The organism is Paeniglutamicibacter sp. MACA_103 (assembly GCF_045798555.1).
Taxonomy (GTDB): Bacteria; Actinomycetota; Actinomycetes; order Actinomycetales; family Micrococcaceae; genus Paeniglutamicibacter.
Map to the genome: position 1 here is coordinate 1 of NZ_JBIXLN010000039.1, position 23,836 is coordinate 23,836.

At 62.9% G+C, this 23,836-nt stretch carries 20 protein-coding genes; 17 read left to right on the top strand and 3 right to left on the bottom strand.

From position 1 onward, the window contains the following. From ACIPVK_RS16670 to ACIPVK_RS16680, 3 genes are all read right to left on the bottom strand, one after another. A partial coding sequence (locus ACIPVK_RS16670; protein WP_407613099.1) for a FadR/GntR family transcriptional regulator occupies positions 1–382 on the bottom strand: 382 nt, incomplete at its 3' end. A gap of 36 nt (positions 383–418) precedes the next feature. After that, positions 419–1,552 carry an L-talarate/galactarate dehydratase gene (locus ACIPVK_RS16675; RefSeq protein WP_407613100.1) on the bottom strand — a complete coding sequence of 378 codons (1,134 nt, stop codon included), beginning with the start codon at positions 1,550–1,552 and terminating at the stop codon, positions 419–421. A 202-nt stretch (positions 1,553–1,754) separates the two neighbouring features. After that, complete coding sequence (locus ACIPVK_RS16680; RefSeq protein WP_407613101.1) at positions 1,755–2,747, bottom strand: 2-hydroxyacid dehydrogenase; 993 nt, start codon at positions 2,745–2,747, stop codon at positions 1,755–1,757. Positions 2,748–3,029: 282 nt separating this feature from the next. On the opposite strand from ACIPVK_RS16680, the gene ACIPVK_RS16685 reads away from it, so the two are divergent. The 17 genes from ACIPVK_RS16685 to ACIPVK_RS16765 all read left to right on the top strand — a co-directional run bounded on the left by ACIPVK_RS16685 (position 3,030) and on the right by ACIPVK_RS16765 (position 23,640). Further along, positions 3,030–4,631 (top strand): ABC transporter substrate-binding protein, encoded by a 1,602-nt coding sequence (locus tag ACIPVK_RS16685; RefSeq protein ID WP_407613102.1) that lies wholly within the window; start codon positions 3,030–3,032, stop codon positions 4,629–4,631. 62 nt (positions 4,632–4,693) lie between these two features. Continuing rightward, positions 4,694–5,713 carry an ABC transporter permease gene (locus ACIPVK_RS16690; RefSeq protein ID WP_407613103.1) on the top strand — a complete coding sequence of 340 codons (1,020 nt, stop codon included), beginning with the start codon at positions 4,694–4,696 and terminating at the stop codon, positions 5,711–5,713. Positions 5,714–5,721: 8 nt separating this feature from the next. Then, complete coding sequence (locus ACIPVK_RS16695) at positions 5,722–6,696, top strand: ABC transporter permease (RefSeq protein ID WP_407613104.1); 975 nt, start codon at positions 5,722–5,724, stop codon at positions 6,694–6,696. Next, the gene (locus ACIPVK_RS16700; RefSeq protein ID WP_407613105.1) at positions 6,696–7,766 is read left to right on the top strand and encodes an ABC transporter ATP-binding protein; all 1,071 of its coding nucleotides are present in this window, start codon (positions 6,696–6,698) and stop codon (positions 7,764–7,766) included. Before ACIPVK_RS16695 ends, ACIPVK_RS16700 begins: the two co-directional genes overlap by 1 nt. Next, positions 7,763–8,839, top strand: a complete 1,077-nt coding sequence (locus tag ACIPVK_RS16705) for an ABC transporter ATP-binding protein (RefSeq protein ID WP_407613106.1) — start codon at positions 7,763–7,765, stop codon at positions 8,837–8,839. Before ACIPVK_RS16700 ends, ACIPVK_RS16705 begins: the two co-directional genes overlap by 4 nt. Before the next feature lie 89 nt (positions 8,840–8,928). Continuing rightward, positions 8,929–9,714 (top strand): isocitrate lyase/phosphoenolpyruvate mutase family protein, encoded by a 786-nt coding sequence (locus ACIPVK_RS16710; RefSeq protein ID WP_407613107.1) that lies wholly within the window; start codon positions 8,929–8,931, stop codon positions 9,712–9,714. Positions 9,715–10,522: 808 nt separating this feature from the next. Continuing rightward, complete coding sequence (locus ACIPVK_RS16715; RefSeq protein ID WP_407613108.1) at positions 10,523–12,088, top strand: ABC transporter substrate-binding protein; 1,566 nt, start codon at positions 10,523–10,525, stop codon at positions 12,086–12,088. Between the two features lie 116 nt (positions 12,089–12,204). Then, the gene (locus tag ACIPVK_RS16720; protein WP_407613109.1) at positions 12,205–13,089 is read left to right on the top strand and encodes an ABC transporter permease; all 885 of its coding nucleotides are present in this window, start codon (positions 12,205–12,207) and stop codon (positions 13,087–13,089) included. Beyond that, on the top strand, positions 13,089–14,042 hold the full coding sequence (locus tag ACIPVK_RS16725) for an ABC transporter permease (RefSeq protein WP_407613110.1): 954 nt from the start codon (positions 13,089–13,091) through the stop codon (positions 14,040–14,042). Before ACIPVK_RS16720 ends, ACIPVK_RS16725 begins: the two co-directional genes overlap by 1 nt. 4 nt (positions 14,043–14,046) lie before the next feature. After that, the gene (locus ACIPVK_RS16730; protein WP_407613111.1) at positions 14,047–14,901 is read left to right on the top strand and encodes an ABC transporter ATP-binding protein; all 855 of its coding nucleotides are present in this window, start codon (positions 14,047–14,049) and stop codon (positions 14,899–14,901) included. Continuing rightward, positions 14,898–15,701 carry an ATP-binding cassette domain-containing protein gene (locus ACIPVK_RS16735; protein ID WP_407613112.1) on the top strand — a complete coding sequence of 268 codons (804 nt, stop codon included), beginning with the start codon at positions 14,898–14,900 and terminating at the stop codon, positions 15,699–15,701. Before ACIPVK_RS16730 ends, ACIPVK_RS16735 begins: the two co-directional genes overlap by 4 nt. Positions 15,702–15,747: 46 nt before the next feature. After that, complete coding sequence (locus ACIPVK_RS16740; protein ID WP_407613113.1) at positions 15,748–17,112, top strand: alpha/beta hydrolase domain-containing protein; 1,365 nt, start codon at positions 15,748–15,750, stop codon at positions 17,110–17,112. Positions 17,113–17,177: 65 nt separating this feature from the next. Then, positions 17,178–18,275, top strand: a complete 1,098-nt coding sequence (locus ACIPVK_RS16745; RefSeq protein WP_407613114.1) for a DUF5937 family protein — start codon at positions 17,178–17,180, stop codon at positions 18,273–18,275. A 166-nt stretch (positions 18,276–18,441) separates the two neighbouring features. Further along, the gene (locus tag ACIPVK_RS16750; RefSeq protein ID WP_407613115.1) at positions 18,442–19,374 is read left to right on the top strand and encodes a LysR family transcriptional regulator; all 933 of its coding nucleotides are present in this window, start codon (positions 18,442–18,444) and stop codon (positions 19,372–19,374) included. 148 nt (positions 19,375–19,522) lie between these two features. After that, complete coding sequence (locus tag ACIPVK_RS16755; RefSeq protein ID WP_407613116.1) at positions 19,523–20,854, top strand: MFS transporter; 1,332 nt, start codon at positions 19,523–19,525, stop codon at positions 20,852–20,854. A gap of 51 nt (positions 20,855–20,905) precedes the next feature. Beyond that, on the top strand, positions 20,906–22,183 hold the full coding sequence (locus ACIPVK_RS16760) for a M20 family metallo-hydrolase (RefSeq protein WP_407613117.1): 1,278 nt from the start codon (positions 20,906–20,908) through the stop codon (positions 22,181–22,183). Continuing rightward, positions 22,180–23,640, top strand: coding sequence for an amidase (locus ACIPVK_RS16765; protein ID WP_407613118.1), 1,461 nt, complete (start codon positions 22,180–22,182; stop codon positions 23,638–23,640). The genes ACIPVK_RS16760 and ACIPVK_RS16765 overlap by 4 nt, the downstream gene beginning before the upstream one ends. Positions 23,641–23,836: the final 196 nt, after the last annotated feature.

Here is a 23,836-nt window from a genome sequence, read left to right on the forward strand (position 1 = left end):
TCCTGAACGCCTCAAGGGCCGCGTCGAGGGCGGGCAGGGTGCCGGGGTTCGCCGTGAGCGCGGCGGCGGCTGCCGCCTCGGATTCAAGACCCATCCGGAATTCGAGCAACTGCCGGCGTTCGGCGAGGGTCCGCGGGACCCTCGCCTGCGCACCGGTTTCCGAAGCCGGGGGAGTGAGGGCAAAACTGCCGGCACCGCGGCGCGTGTGGACCAATCCTTCGGCCTGTAGCCGGGTCAGCGCCTCGCGCACCACAGTGCGGGAGACTCCGTGCTCGGCGATCAAGGCGTTCTCGCTCGGGAGCTTCTCGCCCGGGGCGATGAGTCCGGAGCTGATCTGCTCGCGCAGATGTTCAACCAGTCCGGTCGTCAGATTGGGTTTCATGGAAAGAATCGTTTCACGCGCGCCGCGGCCGGGAGCTTAGGCGCGGCCGAACTCGACGGTGTCGGTCGTCCAGGCGCGGGCCTGGTCGCTGAAGGTGAAGCCGAGTCCCGGGCGGTTCGGGACGATCATGCGGCCGTCCTTGGTTTCGAGGCGTTCGTTGAACAGCGGGTCGAGCCAGTCGAAGTGTTCCACCCAGGGTTCGCGCGGGTAGGCGGCGGCGAGGTGTAGGTGGATTTCCATGGCGAAGTGCGGTGCCAAATCCAGGCCCGCCTGGTCCGCGAGCGTGGCCAGGCGCAGGAACTGGGTGATGCCGCCGATGCGCGGGGCGTCGGGCTGGATGATGTCGCAGGCGCGTGTGGCAATCAGGCGCTCGTGCTCGGCCACGGAGGCCAGCATCTCGCCGGTGGCGATCGGGGTGTCCAGGGCGGCGGCAAGTGCCGCATGGCCCTCGGCGTCGTAGGCATCGAGCGGCTCCTCGATCCAGACCAGGTCGAACTCCTCGAGCTTGCGGCCCATGCGCAGCGCGGTGGCGCGGTCCCACTGCTGGTTGGCGTCCACCATCATCGGCACATCCGGGCCGATATGTTCGCGCACCGCGGCGACGCGGCGCAGGTCCTCGGCGGAATCGGGCAGGCCGACCTTGATCTTGATGCCGCCGATCCCTTCCTCGATGGACTGGCTGGCGCGGTCCTTGACCTCGGCGATGGAGGCATTGAGGAAGCCGCCGGAGGTGTTGTAGGTGCGCACCGAGTCGCGGTGCGAGCCGAGGAACTTGGCCAGCGGCAGGCCCGCGCGCTTGGACTTCAGGTCGTACAGGGCGATGTCGAGGGCGGCGAGTGCCTGGGTGGCGACACCGGATCGTCCCACCGAGGCGCCGGCCCACAAGAGCTTGGTGTAGAGCTTGGCGATGTCGTTGGGGTCCTCGCCGATCATGGTCTCGGCGACTTCCTTGGCGTGGGCGAACTGGGCCGGTCCGCCGGCGCGCTTCGAGTAGGAGAACCCCAGGCCTTCATGGCCCTGCTCTGTCTTGATCTCGGCGAAGAGGAAGATGACCTCGGTCATGGGCTTCTGGCGCCCGGTGAAGACCTTGGCGTCGGAGATCGGGGTGGCCAGGGGCAACCGGGCGGTGGAAAGCTTGACGTGGCGAATGGCGTCGGGGGTGTAGCTCATGGCGGGTCTGTGCTCCTGGGAAGGGAATGGCCGGACTGTGTCGGCGAACACTACTTATCGTATAAGTTGATAACTTATTACACAAGTAGTTTGGGGGAAGTTTTCCAGACTGAATTCATCTAGAGGTGCATCCAGGCCCGCGGAGGGAACACGCTTGTGGCCCGCTCGGAGAACCGAGCGGGCCACATCCATTTGGGCGTGCCTAGGAGACGGGGGTGACGAGCTCTCCCGATTCCACGAAGCTGCGAAGGTTGTCCAACGTCAGGGTCGCCATGTCTGCGCGCGTCTCGTGCGTGCCGCTGCCCAGGTGTGGCAGCAGGACGACGTTCTCGAGGGCGAAGAGCTCCTCGGGAACGTGCGGCTCGCTGGCGAACACGTCCAGCCCGGCGCCCGCGATGCCGCCGTTCTGCAGGGCCGAAACCAAGGCCTGTTCGTCAACGACGCTGCCGCGGGCAATGTTGATCAGGAAGCCCTTCGGGCCGATCGCCTCCAGCACCGTTGCATCGACCAGCCCAGCGGAGGCGGGCCCGCCGGCCGCCGCGACGACCAGCACGTCGGTGGCTTCGGCGAGGGAGGCAGCCGACGGGTGGTACGTGAAGGGGCTGGCCGCGATTTCCGAGCGGTTGTGATAGTGGATTTCGCAGCCGAAGGCTGCGAGTCGCTTGGCGATCGCCGCTCCGATGCGGCCCAGGCCCAGGATGCCCACGCGCTTGCCGCTGGCGCGGGTGGCCAGCGGGAAGTTCACGCCCGTGGCCCAGGTGCCGGCGCGCACGAAGCGCTCGGCGGCGCTCAGTGAACGCAGGGTGTCGAGGTAGAGGCCCAGCGCGGTGTCGGCAACGCAATCGGTGAGGACGTCCGGGGTGTTGCTGATCGGGATGCCGCGCTCGGTGGCCTGGGCGACGTCGGAGGCGTCGTAACCAACCCCGAAGTTCACGATGGCCTCGAGGTTCGGCAGGCGCTTCATGAGGTCGGTGTCGACGCCGATCTTTCCGGAGCACACCGCGACGCGAATCGACTCGCCGTGCTCGTTCAGAAACTCCTCGCGCGACTCACCGGCCTCGGGGAGGACCAAGGAAGCGTAGTCGTCGAGCAGTGCCTTCGCGACCGTGGGGTTGACCGGGCCAACGCGCACGATGGCGTTTCCGGAGATGGGGCTGTGGTCGCTCCGCGTGGAGGCGCTGGTATCTGTTGACATACCTGCATCTTAGGAACGCCCATGCATGCGCGTCCAACACGGAGAATGCATGGATCAATACCGTTGAGGCATTGACGGCCGCTCAGCCGCCAGATGTAGCGGGAGTCACATTCGCCGTCCCCGCGGGTTTGGTCCAAGCCATCCCAAAACCGCGTGTTCATGCGGAAGCAGGGCCTTGACGCGCTTTGCTTCCGCCGTCAAAGCTATGGGGACACGACCGGCAGATCCCCTCGCATTGGTCGTTCACACTCGTCCAATTCGCTCACCGCAGAGGAAACACCGATGTTTTTTTCCAGCAAGGCAACGACCCCCGTGACACGCACCCGTCGACTCTCCCTGGCCGTGGCCGCCGGCGCCCTTCTGGGCGTCACGGCACTGTCCGGCTGCTCCGTGGCCAACTCCTCGGGGGCCACCGGTTCCTCCGCAGCCGGAGCACCTGCCGCCGGTGACACCCTGCGCGTGGTCCTGCAGCAGGAACCGCCGACGCTGGAGGCCTGCGAATCGAACCTCACCAGCACCGGCGTCGTTGTCCGGTCGACCATCACCGAACCGCTGATCGAACGCAACCCCACCACCGGTGAACTCGAGCCCAAGCTGGCCACCGAATGGACCAGCACGGACGACACCAAGTGGACCCTGAAGCTGCGCGAGGGCGTGAAGTTCCACGACGGCTCCGAGTTCACCGCCGAGGACGCCGCGGCGACCATTGACCGCGCCGTCAACGGCAAGCTCGGCTGCAACGTCGAGGGCTACGTCTTCGGCGACGACGACCTGAAGCTCAAGGTCATCGACGCCACGACCCTTGAGGTCACCGCGCCCAAGGCCGATCCCATCCTGCCGCTGCGCCTCTCCTTCCTGGAGGTCGTACCCTCCGAAACCTCGGCCACCGAGAAGGTGCGCGAACCGATCGGCACCGGACCCTACAAGCTCGAGAAGTGGGAAGCCGGCCAGAGCATCAGCGCCTCGGCCTTTGCCGACTACTGGGGTGAGGCTCCCGCCTTCGAAAAGGCCAACTACCAGTGGAGGAGCGAGGGCAGCGTCCGCGCCGCCATGATCACCTCCGGCGAGGCAGACATCGCCACCGGCCTGAGCCCGGAAGACAACATCGGGGACCTGGGCGTTTCCTACCCCAACAACGAGACCGTCGCGCTGCGCATGCACGCCGACAAGGCTCCCTTCACCGACATCAAGGTCCGCCAGGCCGTGAACTACGCCATCGACAAGGAAGCCATCGTGGCCTCGCTCTACGGCGGACGCGACAAGGCCGCGGCCCAGCTGGTGCCCGAGGGCGTCGTGGGGCACAGCGACTCGCTGCCGGTCTGGCCCTACGACCCGGAAAAGGCCAAGGCACTGGTCGAGGAAGCCAAGGCCGCAGGCGTTGACACCTCGGCCCAGATCAGCCTGGTCGTGCGCTCCGCTCAGTTCCCCAAGATCGAGGAATTGGGCCAGGTCATCCAGGAACAGCTGACCCAGGCCGGACTGAACGTGAAGCTGAAGATGCTCGAGACCAGCCAGCACCTGACCTACCAGGTCCGCCCGTTCCCAACGGATGATGAGGGCGCGATCATGCTGATGACCCAGCACGGCAACCAGGCCGGCGACGCCGCCTTCACCGTCGACCAGTACATGATGACCAAGGGCGCGCAGTCGGCCTTCGGCACCGCAGAGCTCGACAAGCTGATCAAGAAGGCCGACGCCGCCACCGGCGATGACCGCCAGGGCGCCTTCGAGAAGGTCTTCGCCTACCAGAACGACAACGTGGTGCAGTTCGCCCACATCGCCCACCAGACCGGCATGCTCGGTGTGGCAGGCACGGTGGACTACACGCCGAACTCCTCCTCGGGCGACGAACTGCGCCTGGCTGAAGTCACCAAGGGCAAGTAACCCGACCTCCGGCCTTCGCAAGGCATTGGCAATAAAGAATTCGACTGAAAGCAACCTGGATAATGCTCACCTATTTGCGTAAAAGGATTATCTCCTCCGCACTGCCGCTGGTGGTCGTGGTGGTGGGTGTCTTCGCCCTGGCCCGGATGACCGGCAACCCGGCAAGCCTCTACCTGCCACTGAACGCCACCGACGCCATGCGGGCGGACTTCATTGCCAAGAACGGCCTGGACCAGCCCGTCCTTCTCCAGATGGCCGACTACTTCGGTGGTCTCTTGCGATTGGATTTCGGAACCTCGCTGCGTACCGGGGAGGATGCCGCGGCCATGGCGCTGCGCGCCTTCCCGGCCACGCTGCAACTTGCCGCGATGACCATGGTGATCGCCATTGTCCTGGCGATCATCGTGGGCTCCGCGGCGGCACTGAAGCCCAACGGGGTGCTGGACCGCTTCGCGTCTTTCGTCTCCATGGCGGCAGCCTCGATCCCCGATTTCTGGCTGGCCATCGTGGGCATCTGGGTCTTCGCCATCTACCTGGGCTGGCTGCCCACCTCCGGCGTCATGGGCGCCGCGGCCTGGGTGCTGCCCGTGGCGACGCTGGTGATGCGGCCCTTCGGGGCGCTGGTCCAGGTCATCCGCGGGGCCATGGTCACCTCCCTCTCCGAGCCCTATATCAAGCTGGCCCGCTCCAAGGGGGCCACCGAGTACCGCGTGGTCACCGGGCATGCGCTGCGCAACGCGGCGGCTCCGGCCCTGACCGTGGCAGGGGACCTCACGGTCGGGCTGATCAACGGCGCCGTGGTGGTCGAGACGATCTTCGGCTGGCCGGGCATCGGCAAGCTGATGATCGACTCGATCCTGCAACGCGACTTCGCGGTCCTTCAGGCCTGCGTGCTGCTCACGGCCCTGGCGATCTTCGTGTTGAACATCGTGATCGACGTGGGCTACGCGCTGCTGGACCCGCGGGTCCGTCCCACCGCGGGGGCCCGGGCCCGGCGCAAGGCGCGGGCCATCGCACCCGCCAACGACTCCACCACCCCCAGTGATCCCCACGTCCCTGCCGCCGCCGGCGCGAACGTCTAGGAAAGACCATGACACAGACACTGAATGCGCCAATCCAGCGCGAACGCGGGCCCCGGCCCACCAAGGCACGCCTCGGGGGACCGAGCATGTTCCGGATGCTATTGCGCGACAAGTTCGCCTCCGTCGGGGCACTGGTCCTGGCCCTCGTGATCCTCGTGGCCATCTTCGGCCCCGTGCTCATGGGCGAACTTGCCACCAAGCAAAACCTGATGTTCATGAACAAGGCGCCCTTCGACCCGGCCAACGGGTGGGCCTACGTGCTGGGCTCGGACTCGCTGGGCCGCTCGGTGCTCGCCCGCCTGATCGTCGCCACGCGCACGACGCTGATGGTCGCGGTCCCCGCGGTCCTGGTGGCCCTGCTCGTCGGCTCCCTCTGGGGAGTCTGGGCCGGGTACCACCGCGGGCGGCGCGAGAACATCTCGATGCGCATCGCCGACATCATCATGTCCTTCCCCTCGCTGCTGCTGGCCGTCGTGGTCCTCTACGTCTTCAGCCCATCGGTCGCCAACATCGTGCTGATCCTGGCCGTGACCCGCATCCCGATCTACATGCGCACCGCCCGGGCCGAATCCGCCGAACTGCAGTCGCGCACCTTCGTGGATGCTGCCCGGACCTTCGGCACCAAGCCCAACTCGATCATCGCCATGCACGTGATCCCGGTGGTCACCCCGACGCTGCTGACCCTGGCAACGCTGGAATTCTGCTACGTCATGCTCGCCGAATCCTCGCTGTCCTTCCTGGGCATCGGCATCCAGCCCCCCGACGTGAGCTGGGGGCTGATGGTGGCCCAGGGCCGCCAATACCTGCAGACCGCCTGGTGGCTGTCGATCCTGCCCGGTGCGGCCATCGTGATCACCGCCATCGCCGCGAACCTGCTCGCCGCCTGGCTGCGCATCGCCACCGATCCGGCCCAGCGTTGGCGCCTGACGCTCGACAAGCCGGCCAAGAAGGCCCTGAAGCCCGCATCCACGGAGGCAAAGTGATGATGGAAGTACTTGAACCCCAAACCCGCGAGACGGCCACCGCCGAGGCCGTGCTGGCGGTCACCGGACTCGACGTCGACATCCGCACCCCGAAGGGCACCGTGCGCGTTGTCGGCAACGTCAGCTTCACTGCCTACCAGGGCCAGACCCTGGCGCTGCTGGGCGAATCCGGCTGCGGCAAGTCGATGACCGCCAAGGCCATCGCCGGCCTGCTGGACCCGGTCGCCTCCGTCGCCGGGGGAACCGTGGAGCTTGAGGGCAGGGACCTGAACTCGATGAGTCCGCGCCAGCGCCGCGAGGTCGCCGGTCCGGGCCTGGGCATCGTCTTCCAGGACGCGCTGACCGCGCTGAACCCGGTCTACACCGTGGGCGCGCAGCTCGGCGAGGCCTTCCGGATCCACCGCGGCATGAACAAGAAGCAGGCCCGCGCCCAGGCCATCGAGCTGATGCGCCGGGTCGGCATCCCGGAGCCCGAGGTGCGGGTCTCCGCCTACCCCCACCAGTTCTCCGGCGGCATGCGCCAGCGCATCCTCATCGCCATGGCCGTGGCGCTGGGCCCGAAGCTGCTGATCGCCGACGAGCCCACCACAGCACTGGATGTCACGGTGCAGGCGCAGATCATGGCGCTGCTGCGCCGGCTGCGCGAGGAGGAGGACATGGCGGTCGTGCTGATCACCCACGACCTCGCGGTGGTGGCCGAGGAGGCCGACGACGTGTGCATCATGTACGCCGGCAACGTGGTCGAAAGCGGGCCGGTGGCCACGGTGTTTTCCACCCCCACCCACCCCTACACCAAGGGCCTGCTCGAATCCGTGCCCACCCACGCGCAGCGCGGAGACGACCTGTCCTCGATCCCCGGCAGCCCGCCGGAACTCAAGAACATCCCCGCAGGCTGCGTCTACCAGGACCGCTGCCCGATGGCGGCGCAGATCTGCCGGGACAAGCGCCCCGAATTGCGCCAGAGCGGTGAAAACCAGTTCTCCGCCTGCCACTTCTCCGAATCCCTGCGCGATAGCACAGCTCCGGTCGCCGCGCCCGCCGCTTCGAAACTGCCTGAGGACAACCAATGAGCACCAACGACACCCCGACGCCACGGCAAAACGTCCTCGAGGTCCAGGACCTGTCCAAGTCCTTCACCGTTTCCGCCGGCGGCGGATCGCGGAAACTCAAGGCCCTGGACGGGATCAGCCTGTCGGTGGGCAAGGGGGAGACCCTGGGACTGGTGGGCGAATCGGGCTGCGGCAAGTCCACGCTGGCCCGCACCCTGATGATGCTGGAGCAGCCGGACTCCGGCACCGTGCGCTTCGACGGGCAGGACCCGTTCGCGCTCAAGGGCAAGGAGCTGCTGGCCTGGCGCCGGCGCGTGCAGATGGTCTTCCAGGATCCCTTTGCCTCGCTGAATGCGCGCATGAGCGCTGGGCAGATCATCTCCGAGCCCTTCGCCACGCACCGGGACCTGTACCGGGGTTCCGCGGCCCGATCCAAGCGGCTGAACGAGCTGCTGGATCTGGTGGGGCTGCGCAGCACCGACGCATACAAGACGCCGCAGGAGTTCTCCGGCGGCCAGCGACAGCGCATCGGAATCGCCCGTGCCCTGGCCCTTGACCCGGATTTGATCATCCTTGACGAGCCGGTTTCCGCGCTGGACCTCTCGGTGCAGGCGCAGGTGCTGAACCTGCTCAACGAGCTGCAGCAGCAGCTGGGGGTCAGCTACATCTTCATCTCCCACGACCTGTCCGTGGTCCGCCACGTGACCGACCGGGTCGCGGTGATGTACCTGGGACGGATCATCGAATCCGGAGTCACCGAGGACGTCTTTGACCGTCCGCTGCACCCGTACACCGCGGCGCTGATGTCGGCCTCGCCCAAGCTCGACCCGGCCATGCGCCCGGCGAAGCGGATCGTGTTGGCCGGCGAGCTGCCCTCGCCGCTGGATCCGCCCAGCGGCTGCCGGTTCCGCACCCGCTGCTGGAAGGCCGAGGACATTTGCGCCTCGCGCAGGCCCGAGGCCTCCGGCCGGGCAGTCGATGGCACGATCTCTCTGGGGTTTCCCACCATCGGGCCGGCCGAGCGCCTCCACATGGCCGAATGCCACTTCCCGATTTCCAGCCCGGCCGAGGCGGGACTGGTTCCCGCAGGCTGAGCCGCCCGGGCCGGCGCGGGTGCGGGGCCGGGCCCTGCTTGTAGGCTGGGGGGAATCCTGCATTTCGCTTGACCCGGGACGGAAAAACCATGGCCACGTTTCATGAACTCCACCACGGCGATTCGCCGCTGCTGCTGCCCAATGCGTGGGACGTCGGCTCGGCACTGGCCTTTGCCGACGCGGGCTTCCCTGCCATCGGCACTACCAGCTTCGGGATTGCCGCCAGTGCCGGCATTCCCGACGGCCAGGGGTCAAGCAAGGGCGCAACGCTCGCGCTCGCGGCGCAACTTGTCCGCCTGCCCCTCCACGTGACGACCGACATCGAGGACGGCTACTCCGAGGACCCCACCGAGGTCGCCGAGTTCGTCGCCGAACTGGCAGCCCTGGGCGTTGCCGGGGTCAATCTCGAGGACAGCCGCGACGGACACCTCGTGGATCCCGAGACGGCCGGTGCCAAGATCGCCGCCATCAAGCAGCGCAGCCCCGGGGTATTCATCAACGCCCGGGTGGACAACTTCTGGCTCTCCGAGCAGGCCACGGTGGATGCCGTGCTGGAGAGGGCCCGGGCTTATGCAGACGCCGGCGCCGACGGGATCTTTGTCCCCGGGCTGGGGGCCGATGACGACATTCGCGGCATCACCGCCGGAACCCGGCTGCCGGTCAACGTGCTGGCACATCCCACGCTGGGCGTTGCCGAACTGGGGGAGCTGGGGGTGCGGCGCGTGAGTTCCGGATCGCTGCCGTATCGCGCAGCGGTGGACGCCGCCGTGAACGCCGTCAATGCGCTGCGCGACGGCAAGCAGGCGCCCGCCGCGACGCCATATTGGGAGATGCAGTCACGCCTGGAAGCTTTCCAGCTGGACTCCGCCGGCTAAATCCCCGCACGGCCCTACATCATTTTCCGGTTGCCCCACGGTGACGCAGGTGGGTCTGCCGTCGGGCGCGCCTAACAACGCCAAAATCCACCGCTCGGCCGGTTCGCGGGACATTGCGGGACCACGAATGGGCTTTCGCGCTTTCGGGATCGGTCATGCAGCGTAGGCTAGCGTGTCGATGAGGCCCCGGGGTATTTGCGTGGTTTCGGTTTGGAGCGGGAAGCCACTGATACTTGCTGTGACCACATCGCCCGGCGTAGCGCGACCAGGGCATAGAGGAAGCTCGGGCCGGTCTGGGATCACCACCACGGCCGGACGATCCGATCGCCCAGCGTGCAGCATGACGAAAGACGACGTCCACCGCGCTGGCAGTGACGTCGATGGTGAAAAAATTGGTCATCGGGATCAGCGACTTGAAGGGTACCGCACGATCATCAGACCGCCTGCCGGGTCTTGTTCACCCGGTACCACAACTCATCTTCGACGCGGATCTGGCGTTCTCCGAGGGTGCCACGGCTATCGGCCTCAACGGTGTTCCTGATCGTGGGCGGTATGGCCGCGGAGAAAGCCCGAATGAAGTGACTGACCGACAGGAAGGGCCACGGTGCTAGACCATTGTCAGGTGCCGACATGTATTTTTGATGTCCCGGAGGATCACGAATTTTGGAGTGAAACCGACCCCAGGACCTGCATACTATTCAGTTACCGCGACCGCGGTAACTGAAATGGGCCTCACATTCGAAACCCCCTACGCTAATTGAACCCCACTCGCGGGCTCCCCACCTGGAATTTATTGAAAGGCTGCGCCATGATTTCGAAACGTAGTGCTGTGAAGATCGGCACTCTGCTCTGTGCCGCAATGGCACTCTCTGCCTGCGGCGGTGCACCAAGCTCGGACGCTGCTGCAGGATCCAGCGAACCGGTTACCGGTGGTGAGCTTGTCGTTGCATCACTCCCAGCGATGATCGACCCATACGTTACGACCTCGCGGTCGAACTGGATGGTTGCAGCCTCAACGTGTGAGGGCCTCTTCGCCAACGCCGCGAACACCACGGTGGACAACGGGCTTGCCGAAAGCTACGAGTATGACGAACAGACCGGTGTTTACACCATCAAGATTCGTGAAGGCGTCAAATTCCATAGTGGCGGCGAACTGACGGCAGCAGATGTGGTCGCCTCGCTGGAGCGTTATGGCAGCGGGGATGCCGGTGAGCTGTTCAGCTCATTGACCAAGAAAATTTCCGCCGTTGACCCGCTCACCGTTTCCATCTCCACGAATCAACCGACGGGTGCTATCCCAGCGCTGCTGGCAACACCGGACACCGGTGCCTACATCATGTCAGCCGCTTCATTGGAAGCGGCCGGTTCAGGGGACCTGACCTCACTGGATTGCACCGGTCCCTACAAGCTGGACAGCTTCGCCACCGACCAGCAAGCCGTGATCTCGCGTTTTGACGACTACGCCGCACGCAGCGAAAAAGCAGATGGTGCTACCGGGGCCAAGACAGCCTATGCTGACACGATTAAGTTCATCCCCTTTAACGACGCCAATGCCCTGAACCAGGTTCGTACCGGTCAGGCGCACATCGTTCCACAGTTCATGAGCATGGATCAGCTTTCTGTCTATGAGGCGGACCCATCACTGGAACCGGTGGTGAGTGAGGGCGCTGGATTCTCGCTACTGCAGCTGAACAACAAATCCGGTCTTATGGCTGATCTGAAAATGCGACAAGCGGTTTTGAACTCCGTAGATCCAGTAGCGATTGCCACCCAGCAACTTGGCGGGACCGAGTACTTTGCTGATGATTCCAGCCTGTTCCCTAAGGGCTCGCCATGGTATTCGGATGCCGGTGCAGACATTTACAAGAACAGGAGTGTTGATGCCGGTAAGGCCTTGCTTCAAGAGGCAGGATACGACGGCACTCCGGTCCGTGTGCTCTACCGCCCCGACTCCGATGGCTACGGCCCCCTGCTCAAGCAGCAACTGGAAGGCATTGGTTTTGTAGTGGACCTGCAGGCCATGGATGCGGCCACCTTTGGCTCCGCCCGTACTGATCCCTCCAAGTGGGATATCTTCCTTGCCGGCGGTACCGCCTATTCGGACCCGCTGACAGTAGTGTTCCTCAACGACGATTTCCCGGGATGGTGGGCCACGGATGAAAAGAAGTCGTTGATGGCTGATGTCACTGCGGGCAAAAACATCGAAGCCCGTTTGCCTGCCTGGAATGAAATGCAGCAGCTGATCTGGGACGAGTTGCCATTTGTTAAGCTCGGGCACGAACCGCGGTTGAGCGTAATCGGAGCCAGTATCGGTGGATTTGAACCAACGCAAGGAACTGTGCGCGGCTTCTACAACGTATGGATCGGCAACTAAGCACACACGAGGGTGTGAGCGGGTGGTTCCGTCTCCGTGTGATTCATGATGACGGGACCACCCACAGCCTGCGCAGGAAATCTCGTTGTTGATCGTTCGCAGATAAGAAGAGAAACATGAAACCAACATTAAAGACCCTGCTAAGGGACCCTTCCGCTATGACGGGTGCAGCCATTATTTTGCTGGTGGCCTGCCTAGCCCTGTTAGCGCCAGTTCTTGGTGGCGACCCAAATTTTGTTGACCCGATAAACCGGTTGAAAGCACCCCAGGCGGCATTTCCGCTTGGTACTGATGACCAGGGCCGTGACATGTGGACCATGCTGCTCTTTGGTGCCCAAACTGCCCTCGGAATCTCCGCGCTTTGCACGGTCTTGGCGGTCGTCATCGGTTACCTGATCGGAATTATTTGCGGTTACTTCCCCAAAATTGATGCGGTGGTCATGCGCATCATCGATGGCATGATGTCATTCCCAAATATCATTTTGGTCATGAGCTTGGTCGGCGTTCTTGGCAGGGGTGTTGGACCAGTCGTTTTCGGACTAACAGTGGTCTTGATTCCGCCGATTGCGCGCGTGGTTCGTTCGGCATCACTCAGTGTGAAATCAACTGCCATGGTCGAATCCGCCAGGGCCATGGGTGCCAAAGACTCATGGATTCTTTCCAAATACGTTGCCCCCGAAGCCGTCTCCGTCCTGATCGTTCAAGCAACAATGGGCTTCGCTGCAACCGTGCTCTCCATTGCCGCGCTGAGCTTCTTAGGCATCGGAATCCCACCCGAAGTACCGAGCTGGGGTGCCAGCCTCTCGGCCGCGCAAAAATACATCGCTGTTGCCTGGTGGATTGGCGTATTCCCCGGTGCGGCCATTCTGATTACGGTACTGGGCCTCATTCTCCTAGGTGATGGGCTGCGAGACTCCATGGATCCTCGAGCACGCCGCATCGCGGGCCTCGCAAAACTCAAGACACTTGCCAAGGTCACGTCAAAGGAAGGACAGCACTAATGCTCAATTACATTCTCAAGCGCCTATTGGCGTTGCTGCCAACCATCGCCGTGCCCATGGTTCTGCTCTTCGTATTGCTGCGGCTGACTCCCGGAGACCCCGCCGCGGTCATCCTTGGCGAAGAAGCCACTGCTACTGATATTGAAAAGCTTCGAGAAGAGATGGGACTCAACGAGCCCATCATCCTTCAATTCATTGTCTGGCTCGGACGTATGGTGCGCTTTGATTTCGGGGACTCGATATTTCTCCGGACCCCGGTGAGCGAGCTAGTCCTTGCTGCAGCCACAGTGACCGCCCAACTTGCCGTTCTGGCATTGATTGTTGCCGTCTTGCTTGGCCCGCTTCTGGGAGCGATTGCGGCATCAACCACATCAAAAACTGCGGATAAGGCCATGGTTGTTGGTTCGGCGGTCGGCATCGCCATGCCGACGTTCTGGCTGGCCATCTTGATGGTCTTGGTGTTCGGTGTGATCTTACGTTGGTTCCCCGTCGCCGGCTACGTGGCTCCAACGGAAAACTTCGTTCAGTTTCTCTCCTTCATGGCGATGCCGGCCCTGGCGCTGGGTGTCCTGGAAGCGGCCACACTTTTCAGGTATTCACGCAATGGCGTCTTGGATGCGAAGTTCCAGCCTTTCGTCAATACCGCACGTGCCCAGGGCATTGGCGAGAAGACCATTACTGGGAAGTATGTGTTCCGCGCGGCGCTGGTACCGGTCGTTACGGTGGTTGGGCTTTCCATGGCTTCATTGCTCGGAGGTGCAGTAGTTACCGAAAACGTCTTCTCGCTTCCGGGATTGGGCAAGCTCCTGCTCACAGCCGTAGATCGCCGTGACTACCCGCTCATTGAAGGATGCATTTTTCTCATTGCCATCATTTTTGTGTTGGTGAACCTCTTAGTGGATGTGGTCTGCGCACTGATCGATCCGCGTATCCGTTTAGACAGCAAGGACTAGCGCCATGAGCGTAGGCGAAAAAGTGTTACTTGAAGTTTGCGACCTGAACGTCGACATCCTCAAGCCAGAAGGTCCCAGCAGAGTCGTGCATTCGCTGAGCTTCTCGCTTGAAGCGGGGAAGACACTGGGCGTTGTCGGCGAATCCGGATCCGGAAAATCCATGACTGCCACTGCGATCATGGGGATATTGCCGGATGTAGCGGTTGCTTCGGGAAAAATCCTGTACAAGGGCAAAAATCTGCTCACCGCGACTCATGCAGAACGGCGCAAACTAAGCGGTTCCGAGATCGGCTTCATTTTCCAAGAGCCAATGAGTGCGCTGCACCCGACGATGACTATTGGCGAGCAAATGATTCGTCCCATGCGTATGCACTTGGGCCTAAGCAAAAAACAGGCACATAATCGCGCCAGTGAGCTGCTGGATCTCGTGGGGATTCCGCCAAGGCGAGGTGTACTGGGATCCTATGTTCACCAGCTCTCCGGGGGTATGCGACAACGCGTCATGATCGCCATGAGTATTTCTTGCAACCCGGCCCTGCTGCTTGCGGATGAACCGACAACCGCCCTGGACGCCACTATACAAAAACAGATCCTGGAACTGTTGCTCAAATTGCGTGATGATCTCGATCTGGCATTGATCCTGATCAGTCACGACCTTGGTTTGGTTTCGCAATATACCGACGACGTAGTTGTCATGCTGGATGGCTACGAAATGGAGCAGGGCGCTACCGAAGAAGTCATTGCCAATCCGAGATCTGGTTACACCCTCGGCCTTTTGGAAGCGGCGCCTCGGCTGGGCCGGCAACCACATCGACTTCCGGTGATCGATAAGTCCATCTATTCAAAGGTGACGCTATGAAAACGGATCAGCTCGAGACCCAAAACGACCTCGTCTTGGAGCTTACCAACGTAAGCAAAGAGTTCAAGCTTGGCGGCATGTTCAAGCGTTCCAAACACGTCGCCGTAGACAACGCCTCGCTTTCGGTCAAACGAAATCAAGTCGTGGGGCTGGTCGGGGAATCCGGATCCGGAAAGTCCACCCTGGGTCGGATCTCGATTGGTCTCATCAAGCCGACCTCTGGGTCCGTCCGTGTTCTGGGCCAAGACATTTTTGCCTTGGGCAAAGAAGATCTGCGTTTGTACCGCCGCAAGATGCAGATGATCTTTCAGGATTCATCAAATTCGCTGAATCCGCGGATGAGTTTGCAGGAGCTCATTGAAGAACCGATGCGCGTACAGAATCTATATTCTGCCGAGGAACGCCGCATACGGGCTCGAGCCCTTGCAGATGAAGTGCAGCTGGCCGAGGGCTGGTTGGGACGCTACGCGCATGAGTTCTCGGGTGGCCAGCGGCAACGTATATCCATAGCACGCGGTTTGGCACTTGAACCGGAACTTATCGTTGCTGACGAGCCGGTTTCCGCGCTGGATGTTTCGGTTCAGGCACGCGTCTTGAATCTGCTCAAGGACATCCAAGAATCGCGGAACCTCTCGATGATCTTCGTGAGCCACGATATGGCCGTCGTGGAATTCATGAGTGACCAGGTAGCGGTGCTTTACAACGGGAAAATTATGGAAAACGGGTCAGCGGAAGATGTTTTCGCTAACCCGAAAAGCGCATACACGCGTACATTGCTGGACTCTTCGCCCAGTCTCTAGCGCGCTCACTCGCTGGCATTTGGCTTCAAAACAGGAGATATAGAACATGACCACCTCACAGACCCTAGTCCCGTGCGCCCAAATTTCGGGTCCGATCCCGGAAATCGAGGGAAATCGAGCCGTTGTGCTCGAACCCTACGGAACAGAACGAATGCCCGCATATGGATACATCCAGGAAGAATATTTTGTTTCGGGTAACGCAGCCGAGGCACCATTTCTAACACGCATTTTGGTTCGACGGCCTGAAGACATGGATAAATTCAATGGTCGAACGCTCACGGAGGTAAGCCATATCTGGGGGGGGACCTCGGTCTGGCGCGCCTACAACCGTGCACTGATGCGTGATGGGTATATGTGGATAGAAATAGACTCGCAGGCTCCTTCGGCGCTGGACCTGATCCAGGGCGGCAATCCCCAACGGTATCGAGACATGGAGTTTACGGCGGGGGAGTTGGCAAGCGACTTCGCAGGATCGATTCCCTTCACAGAGAACCCAAGCCCCGAGCTTCTTGCTGACCAATACGATGCGTTCAAGGAACGATGGTGGAAGGCGACACCCCAATCGTTTGAAATCATTGCACAGGTCGCGCACGCACTTCGTGGAGGGCTGCCGGGAATCAGGAATTCGGAAGTCAAGACCTTACTCTTCGCCGGAATATCCCAGACCGGCGGGGTCGTTCGTCGCTTTATCGAGCAGCACCACGATGCCATGCGTCGGGCGGATGGAGGGCCCCTCTTTGACGGATACCTGCCCGGAGCCTCAGGCGGTGAAGCGCTACCGGATATAGACGTTCCGGTGATTGAAGTATTGGGTGAAGCAGAATTTCAGTCTGTTCGCTGGGATTGCGGGGTATCTGGGCAAGTCCGTGGGTTAAGCCACCGCCGAGACGATTCCGAAACATTCCGCCTTTACGAGATCGCGGGGATGGCACACCGGGAAACGCGCCATATGAGTCAGAAGGATATGCTTCGACTCAAGGATTGCCCACTGCCTCCCGGAGCACACTGGTCGACCTTCCCGAATTCCCATATTTACGCAGCACTACTGGGACTGCTTGCAGATTGGGCGGAAGGAAGGCGTGTGCCTCCACCCTCACAATTACTTGAAACCGAGGGAAACACCGATACCATCTTGCGTGACCAGTGGGGCAACGCTCGTGGAGGTGTAAGAAGCACTTACACCGATGCGCCGACGTCGACCTTGGTAGCTGCGACGCCCATGGGTCGCCCTTCGTGGTACCACGGCAATGAGACACCGTTTGGTGTACAGCAGTTGCAAGAGATCTATGGCGATCCTGATAGTTATCGTCGTGTCCTTGCTCGAGTTATTGATCGGCTGATGTTGCAGGGATTTTTGCACCGTGTCGATGCGGAGGAGCTGCGCCTATCTGCGGAAAAACTGCACTTCTAAACGCGGTTGTTTCCTCGGTTTTGGGACGCTCCTCATCACTACCCGAGGTCGGCTAGGCTCTTCTCATGCCGATCATCTTTGACCTGACCGACGTCGAACCGACGAATGTTACTGTCAGGGTCTCAGAGATGGCCGAGATGATGGCCATGCTCCACTGCATTGCAGAGCCTGGCCATCATCTTGAACTGTCAAGAGAACTCAAAGCGATTGATGCCGAAATGTCCGCTCAGTTGAGACGGACCATGCGATCGTTCTCACCGCTGTGGGCGCGATTCAGATTCCGCGCATTAATGCCACTGAACACCAGCGCCTACCAAAGCTTCGATTCGGAGCTGGCAACCGTCGCAGCTTTGCCTCTCGAAGCATTTGTGCAAATGAGCGTTCAAGCGATCATCGGTGGTCGATCCGACCGTACCTTGGATATCATGAACGACAGCAGCGACCGTGCCGATTTTCTAGAGATCTGCCGGACACGGAGTGAAGAGCGCGAAGAACTAGGGGCTCGATTGGCTCGCGATCCCGAGCTCTTCCGTCAGGTCCTGATTGCGTTTCTGCGAACTTTCCATGACACGTGCTTTGGTGCACGATGGGAATCGGGTTCTGCTCGGCTTAAAGCCAGCGAAGTTGAAGTCCAACGAAGGCTGTCCGGGGGATCCGCTTCGACGGTGCTGGCCTCTTTGACTCCAGGCGCACATTTCTTCCCACAGACGTCTCAGGTAGCTTATGACAAACTGCAGAATGCCTTCGTCAATGGCAGTGGCCGCAAATTCGTCCTTGTCCCAAGTGTCCTGACGAAGCCTCACGTGGTTGTGAAGTACGACGACGAGTACGCGGGCTACGATATCCCCATCATTGTGCAATTCCCGATCTCTGACATGGGAGCCGTCAACAGAAGCATCCACGAAATCCAAAATCAAATGGCAGTCCTGGCCGATAGCGCCCGTTTGGAGCTGTGCCGGCACCTCGTTAACGAATATTGCACCACCAGTGATCTATCCAGACGACTGAGCATCGGAGCTCCGCAGGTATCGCGCCATCTCCGGAAACTCAGAGAAGCAGAACTTCTTGAATCGATACGGGATGGCAAAATGGTCAAGCATCGTCTTCGAATGAATGTCGTCTATTCCATTGGCTATGAATTTTTGACCCGAATCGTGAAGTAAACCAAAACATTGAAAAACGTTGAAGGGGTGCCAGATTGAGGTCCGGTCATTGTGTGGCTGGGACACCGCCAGGCGGCATCTGGAGTATATCCGCACGGAAATCTGCGAATCTCGATCAAACCGGGGCGGCTTACTCAAAAGTGCGAAACTCCACCATAATGCACTCATGAGCAAATCCTTCACGCTGGTACAGCTGCGCTACTTCGGAGCGGTGGCCCGGCTGGAGAACATGACAGCGGCGGCGGCCGAACTGAACGTCACCCAGTCCACGCTCTCCTCGGCCATCGCCCGGCTCGAGGAGGAATTCGGGGCGTCCCTGTTCACCCGGCTTTCCAGCAAGGGACTGCGGCTGACCCCGTCCGGCAAACGCCTGCTGCTGGGATCCCAGGCCTTCCTCGAGGAGGCCGAGCTGCTCTACCAAGCTGTCCGCGACGAAGGCGAGGCGCTCGCCGGGGAATTGGTGGTGGGCATGTACTCGCCGTTGGCGCCGTTCAAGGCCCCGGTGATCCTGCAGGAATTCGAGGCGGCGCACCCCCACGTGAAGGTCAGTTTCCACGAGGGGGACCAGGAGTCGCTGCGCCAGGCATTGCTTGACGGGGTCTGCGAGCTGGCGCTGATGTACGACCAAGGCGTCGGGGCAGAATTCGACCGTCTGGTCCTGGAACGGATCCCGCCGCATGTGCTGGTGCCGGCCGGCCACCCGCGGGCCGCCACCCCGCAAACCCCGGTCAGCCTGCGGGACTTCGCCGACGAGCCGTTGATCCTGCTGGATGCGAAACACACCAGGGAGTACTACCTGGACATGTTCAGCCAGCTCGGGGTCCGTCCCTCCATCCGGCACGTGGTCTCCGGCTACGAGACGGTGCGCTCCTTTGTTGCCCGCGGACACGGGTATTCGCTGTTGAACCAGCGGCTGAGCAACGAACTGACCTATGCCGGCGGTTCCGTGGTGCCCCTGGACATCATCGAGGACCTGCCACCGATAGAGATGTCGCTGGTCCGTCCCATTGGGGCCAAGCCGACACGCAAGTCGCTGGCGTTCGAACAGATTTGCATCGGTCTGTACGGCTCGAAAGCCGGGGTGGGACCCTCCGCGTGAAGGCCTTCCAATCGATTTGGTCGATGGGGCTAACCGAAATTATCCGTTAGACCTATGTGACGGCAATCACCAGAATGGTTCCAAGGGTAGACATCAATAGCCGCCGTTCGGCCACGAGGCCTCACGGACCGCACATTCAGGAGCGTCGATGAAGACCGAGATCCAATCCCAGGAACCACAGGCAGTGCTTCAACAGGAGCGCAAGGCCGCCAACGGCATGCAAAAGCGCGTGCTCGCCGGCGGCAGCATCGGCCAGTTCATCGAATTCTACGACTTCACCCTCTATGGGCTCTCCGCGGTGGTTCTCTCCCAGCTCTTCTTCCCGGGCACCAGTGCGCTGGCCGGGCTCCTGGCCACCTTCGCGACCTTCGGCGTCGCCTTCCTGGTCCGCCCGCTGGGCGGGTTGTTCTTCGGGGCGCTGGGGGACAAGATCGGGCGCCGCAAGGTCCTGTTCATCACGCTGCTGTCCATCGGCGGGGCCACTGCGCTGATCGGCCTGTTGCCCACCCATGCGGCCATCGGTGCCGCTGCCCCGATACTGCTCGTGCTCTGCCGCATGGTGCAGGGCTTCTCCGCCGGCGGCGAATCGGTCGGGGCCCCGGCCTTCGTCTTCGAACACGCCCCGATCAACAAGCGCGGCTTCTGGCTGAACATCACCCTGGCTGCCACCGCTCTTCCCTCGGTCTTCGGCGGCACGCTGATCCTGGTGCTCTCCAGTTCCATGTCCTCCGAGTCGTTCATGTCCTGGGGCTGGCGCATCCCGTTCCTCCTGGCCCTGCCCATGGCCTTCTTCGGACTGTGGATCCGCTCCAAGACCGAGGAATCGGAGGCCTTCAAGGCCGTGCTGGCCAAGGAAAAGACCAAGGAATACAGCCCCCTGCGCGAGGCCTTCGCGGAGAACAAAGTCCGCATGCTGCAGGTCATCTTCGTGATGGGGCTGACCGCCATGGGCTTCTACTTCCTCTCGGGCTACTTCGTCTCCTACGTCCAGGTCACCGGCAACCTCAGCCGAGACCAATCACTGCTGGCCAACGCCACGGCCATGCTCTTCTACGCGCTCCTGTTGCCCGTCGGCGGCATCATCGGGGACCGCGTGGGCCGCAAGCCGATGCTGATCGCCGGCTCCGCGGCGCTTGCGCTGCTGTCCATCCCGTGCTTCATGCTGGTCACTTCCGGCTCGCTGCCGCTGGCCATCGCCGGACAGCTGCTGTTCGTGGTCCCGATGTGCATCTACGGCGGAGGCTGCTACACGTTCTTCGTCGAAATCTTCACCACCCGCACCCGCTTCACCTCGGCGGCCATCAGCTACAACGTCGGCTACGCGATCTTCGGTGGATCCGCCCCCTTCGTCGGGACCTTCCTGGTTTCCCAGTCCGGGCTGAGCGCGGCGCCGGGCTACTACATGGCCGGTGCCGCCGTCATCGTGTTCCTGCTGCTGACCCTCACCAAGGTCCCGGAGACGCACCACCGCGTCGGCTGACCCACCCTTGACCTTCAACTGAACCAGCGAACCACCGCAAGGAGCACCCCCATGAGCGATGCAACATTCCTGACCGATTTCCACCACGTCGCCGGAATCGGGGCGACCGACAACAACGGCGTCGAGCGCCAGGCCGCCACCGATGCGGACAAGGCCACCCGCGACTGGTTTGCCGCCTTCGCCAAGAAACGGAACTGGGAGGTGCGCGTCGACGGGATAGGGAACATGTTCGCCCTTGTCGAGATGGTCCCCGGTGCGCCCTACATCCTGCTGGGTTCGCACCTGGATTCCCAGCCGCTGGGAGGACGCTTCGACGGAGCCTACGGTGTACTGGCCGGGCTGCATGCCGCCGAACGCGTGGCCGATTCCCTGGCCGCGACGGGCACCGCCCCGGTGTTCAACCTGGCGGTGGTGAACTGGTTCAACGAGGAGGGCGGGCGCTTCGCCCCCTCCATCATGGGCTCCTCGGTCTTCGCCGGGCTGATGGACCAGGAAAAAATGCTCGCCGTGAAGGACCTCTCCGGCACCACCGTAGCGCAGGCCCTGGAAGCCATCGGCTACCTGGGCACCGACGAACGCCCGGAGCTGGCCGGCTATGCGGAGATCCACATCGAGCAGGGCAGGATCCTGGAGCGCGAGGGCATCACCCTGGGCGCCGTGGACTACTCCTGGTACACCCAGAAGCTGGACATCGAGGTGCTCGGCGAACAGTCGCACACCGGCGCCACCGCGATGGCCGACCGCCACGACGCACTGGTGGCCGCCTCCAAGGTGGTGCTGCTGGTCCACGACGTTACGCAAAAGTTCGCCGAGGAAGCGCTGGTGTCCTCGGTCGGCCAGCTGACCCTGGAACCGAACTCGCCGATCGTGGTGGCCCGCCGGGTGCACCTGGTCGCCGACCTGCGCTCGGCCAGCCCGGAAATCGTGGCCGAGGCACGGGCCTCCCTGCTCGCCGACATCGCGCAGATCGCCAAGGACCACGACATCCGCATCAACGTCAACGACTTCGATGTCCGCGGGATCCAGTACTACCCGGAGGACGGACTGGAGTTGACCGAGAAGGTCGCCGCGAACCTGGGCCTTTCGGTGCGCCGGATCCGCACCATGGCCGGACACGACTCGGTGGCCATGAACCGCATCGTTCCGACCGTGATGATGTTCATCCCCTCGGTGGACGGCGTCAGCCACTGCGAACGTGAGTTCACCACGGATGCCGACATGGTGGCCGGGGTCAAGGCGCTGGAAGCGGTGGCCTGGGAAATGGTCAACGGGGCGCTGAAGGCCAGCGACTCCACCGAACAGGAACTCTCGAAGGCCGGTGCCGCGTGACCCCGGGCGCGACCACCGCCGTGGATTCGCTGGCGCTGCTGCCGGCCACCGAGGCGCTGGCCTTGTTCCGCTCCCTGGAGATCTCGCCGGTGGAGGTCCTCGAAGCCCAGATCCAACGGATCGAGTCGCACAACGGGGACCGGGAGACCGGCATCAATGCCTTCACCGAGACCCTCTTCGACACCGCCCGCGCGCGGGCCCATGCAGCTGCGGACGAGTATGTGCGCCTGGCGCGGGAGGGTGGCGACGTCCCGGCGCTGCTCGGGCTGAGCGTGGCCACGAAGGAAAAGCATGGCATCGCCGGGCTGAAGCTCGAACAGGGACTGGCGGCCCACCGCGGCCGCATCGCCACCGCCGACCACCCCGTGGTGGAGCGGCTGAAGACCGCGGGCGGCATCATCCACGCCCGCACCACGAGCCCCGAATTCAGCTGTGCGACCACCACACACTCGCCCATGTGGGGCATCACCCGGAACCCGTGGAACATGCAGGCCTCGCCCGGCGGATCCTCCGGCGGATCCGGGGCGGCCCTGGCCGCCGGGTTCACCACGCTGGCCACGGCCTCGGACATAGCCGGGTCCACCCGCATCCCGGCCGGGTTCACCGGAACGGTGGGCTACAAGGCGCCTTACGGCCGGATTCCGGGGGCCGGGGCGCTGGCCGCGGACTGGTACCGCGGCGACGGGCCGATGGGACGCACCGTTGCAGACACCGCGCTGCTGGCCTCCGTCCTGTCCGGACGCCACCACTCAGATCACGGCTCCTGGGGCGAAAACGGCAGCAACCCGCTTGGAGGCGGGGACGTGACCGGGCTGCGCATCGGACTGTCCCTCACGCTGGGCGACTACCCGGTGGCACCCGAAATCAGGGAAAACACGCTGAAGGTCGCCCGGGCGCTGGAAGCCGCGGGAGCGGTGATCGTCCCGGTTGACCTTCCCTGGACCACCGCGCGGATCACCGAAACGACCTTCGCCCACTTCGGGCACATCCTGGGCCCGGCCATGGCGGCGGAGACCGCCGGCACCGAGTCCGAGCTGGCGGCCTACACGGCCCGGTTCATCAAGGACGCGGCCGCGGCGGCAAAACGGTACTCCCTGGTGGAATCCCTCGCCATGGACCATGCGCTCCAGGCCGAGCTCGCCGCGGCGACGGACGGGCTGGACGCGCTGTTGTGCCCGACCTCGGCGGTGGCCTCGCTGGCCGCCGACGGGGACTACCTCGACGGGATCGACACCGCCACCCGGCACCTGGGCCACTACTGGGAGGCGCACCTGACCAGCCCGTTCAACGTCGCCAACCGCTGCCCTGTCGTGTCGGTTCCCAGCGGGATGTCCACCGACTCGGTGCCCACCGGAGTGCAGGTCGTCGCCCACCCCTTTGACGAGGCCATGGCATTCCGGGTTGCCGCAGCCGTGGAGTCCCTGGTTCCAGGACCCGGTTTCCCGCCCCTGGGCTAGTTCCTACTCGCGACCGGCTTCTGGGGTGACATCGGATCGGGGTCCTTGATGGCCTTGATCCTGGCCTGCCACCGCATGATTTCAGTAGGCATGGCTTCGTCCTTGAAGGTGCGCCGGGCCTTGCGTCCGACCATCGATCGTGCCAGGTCTCATGCGGGGACTCGTCGCGGCGTGAGGAACCTGCCTGCGGCCTCCT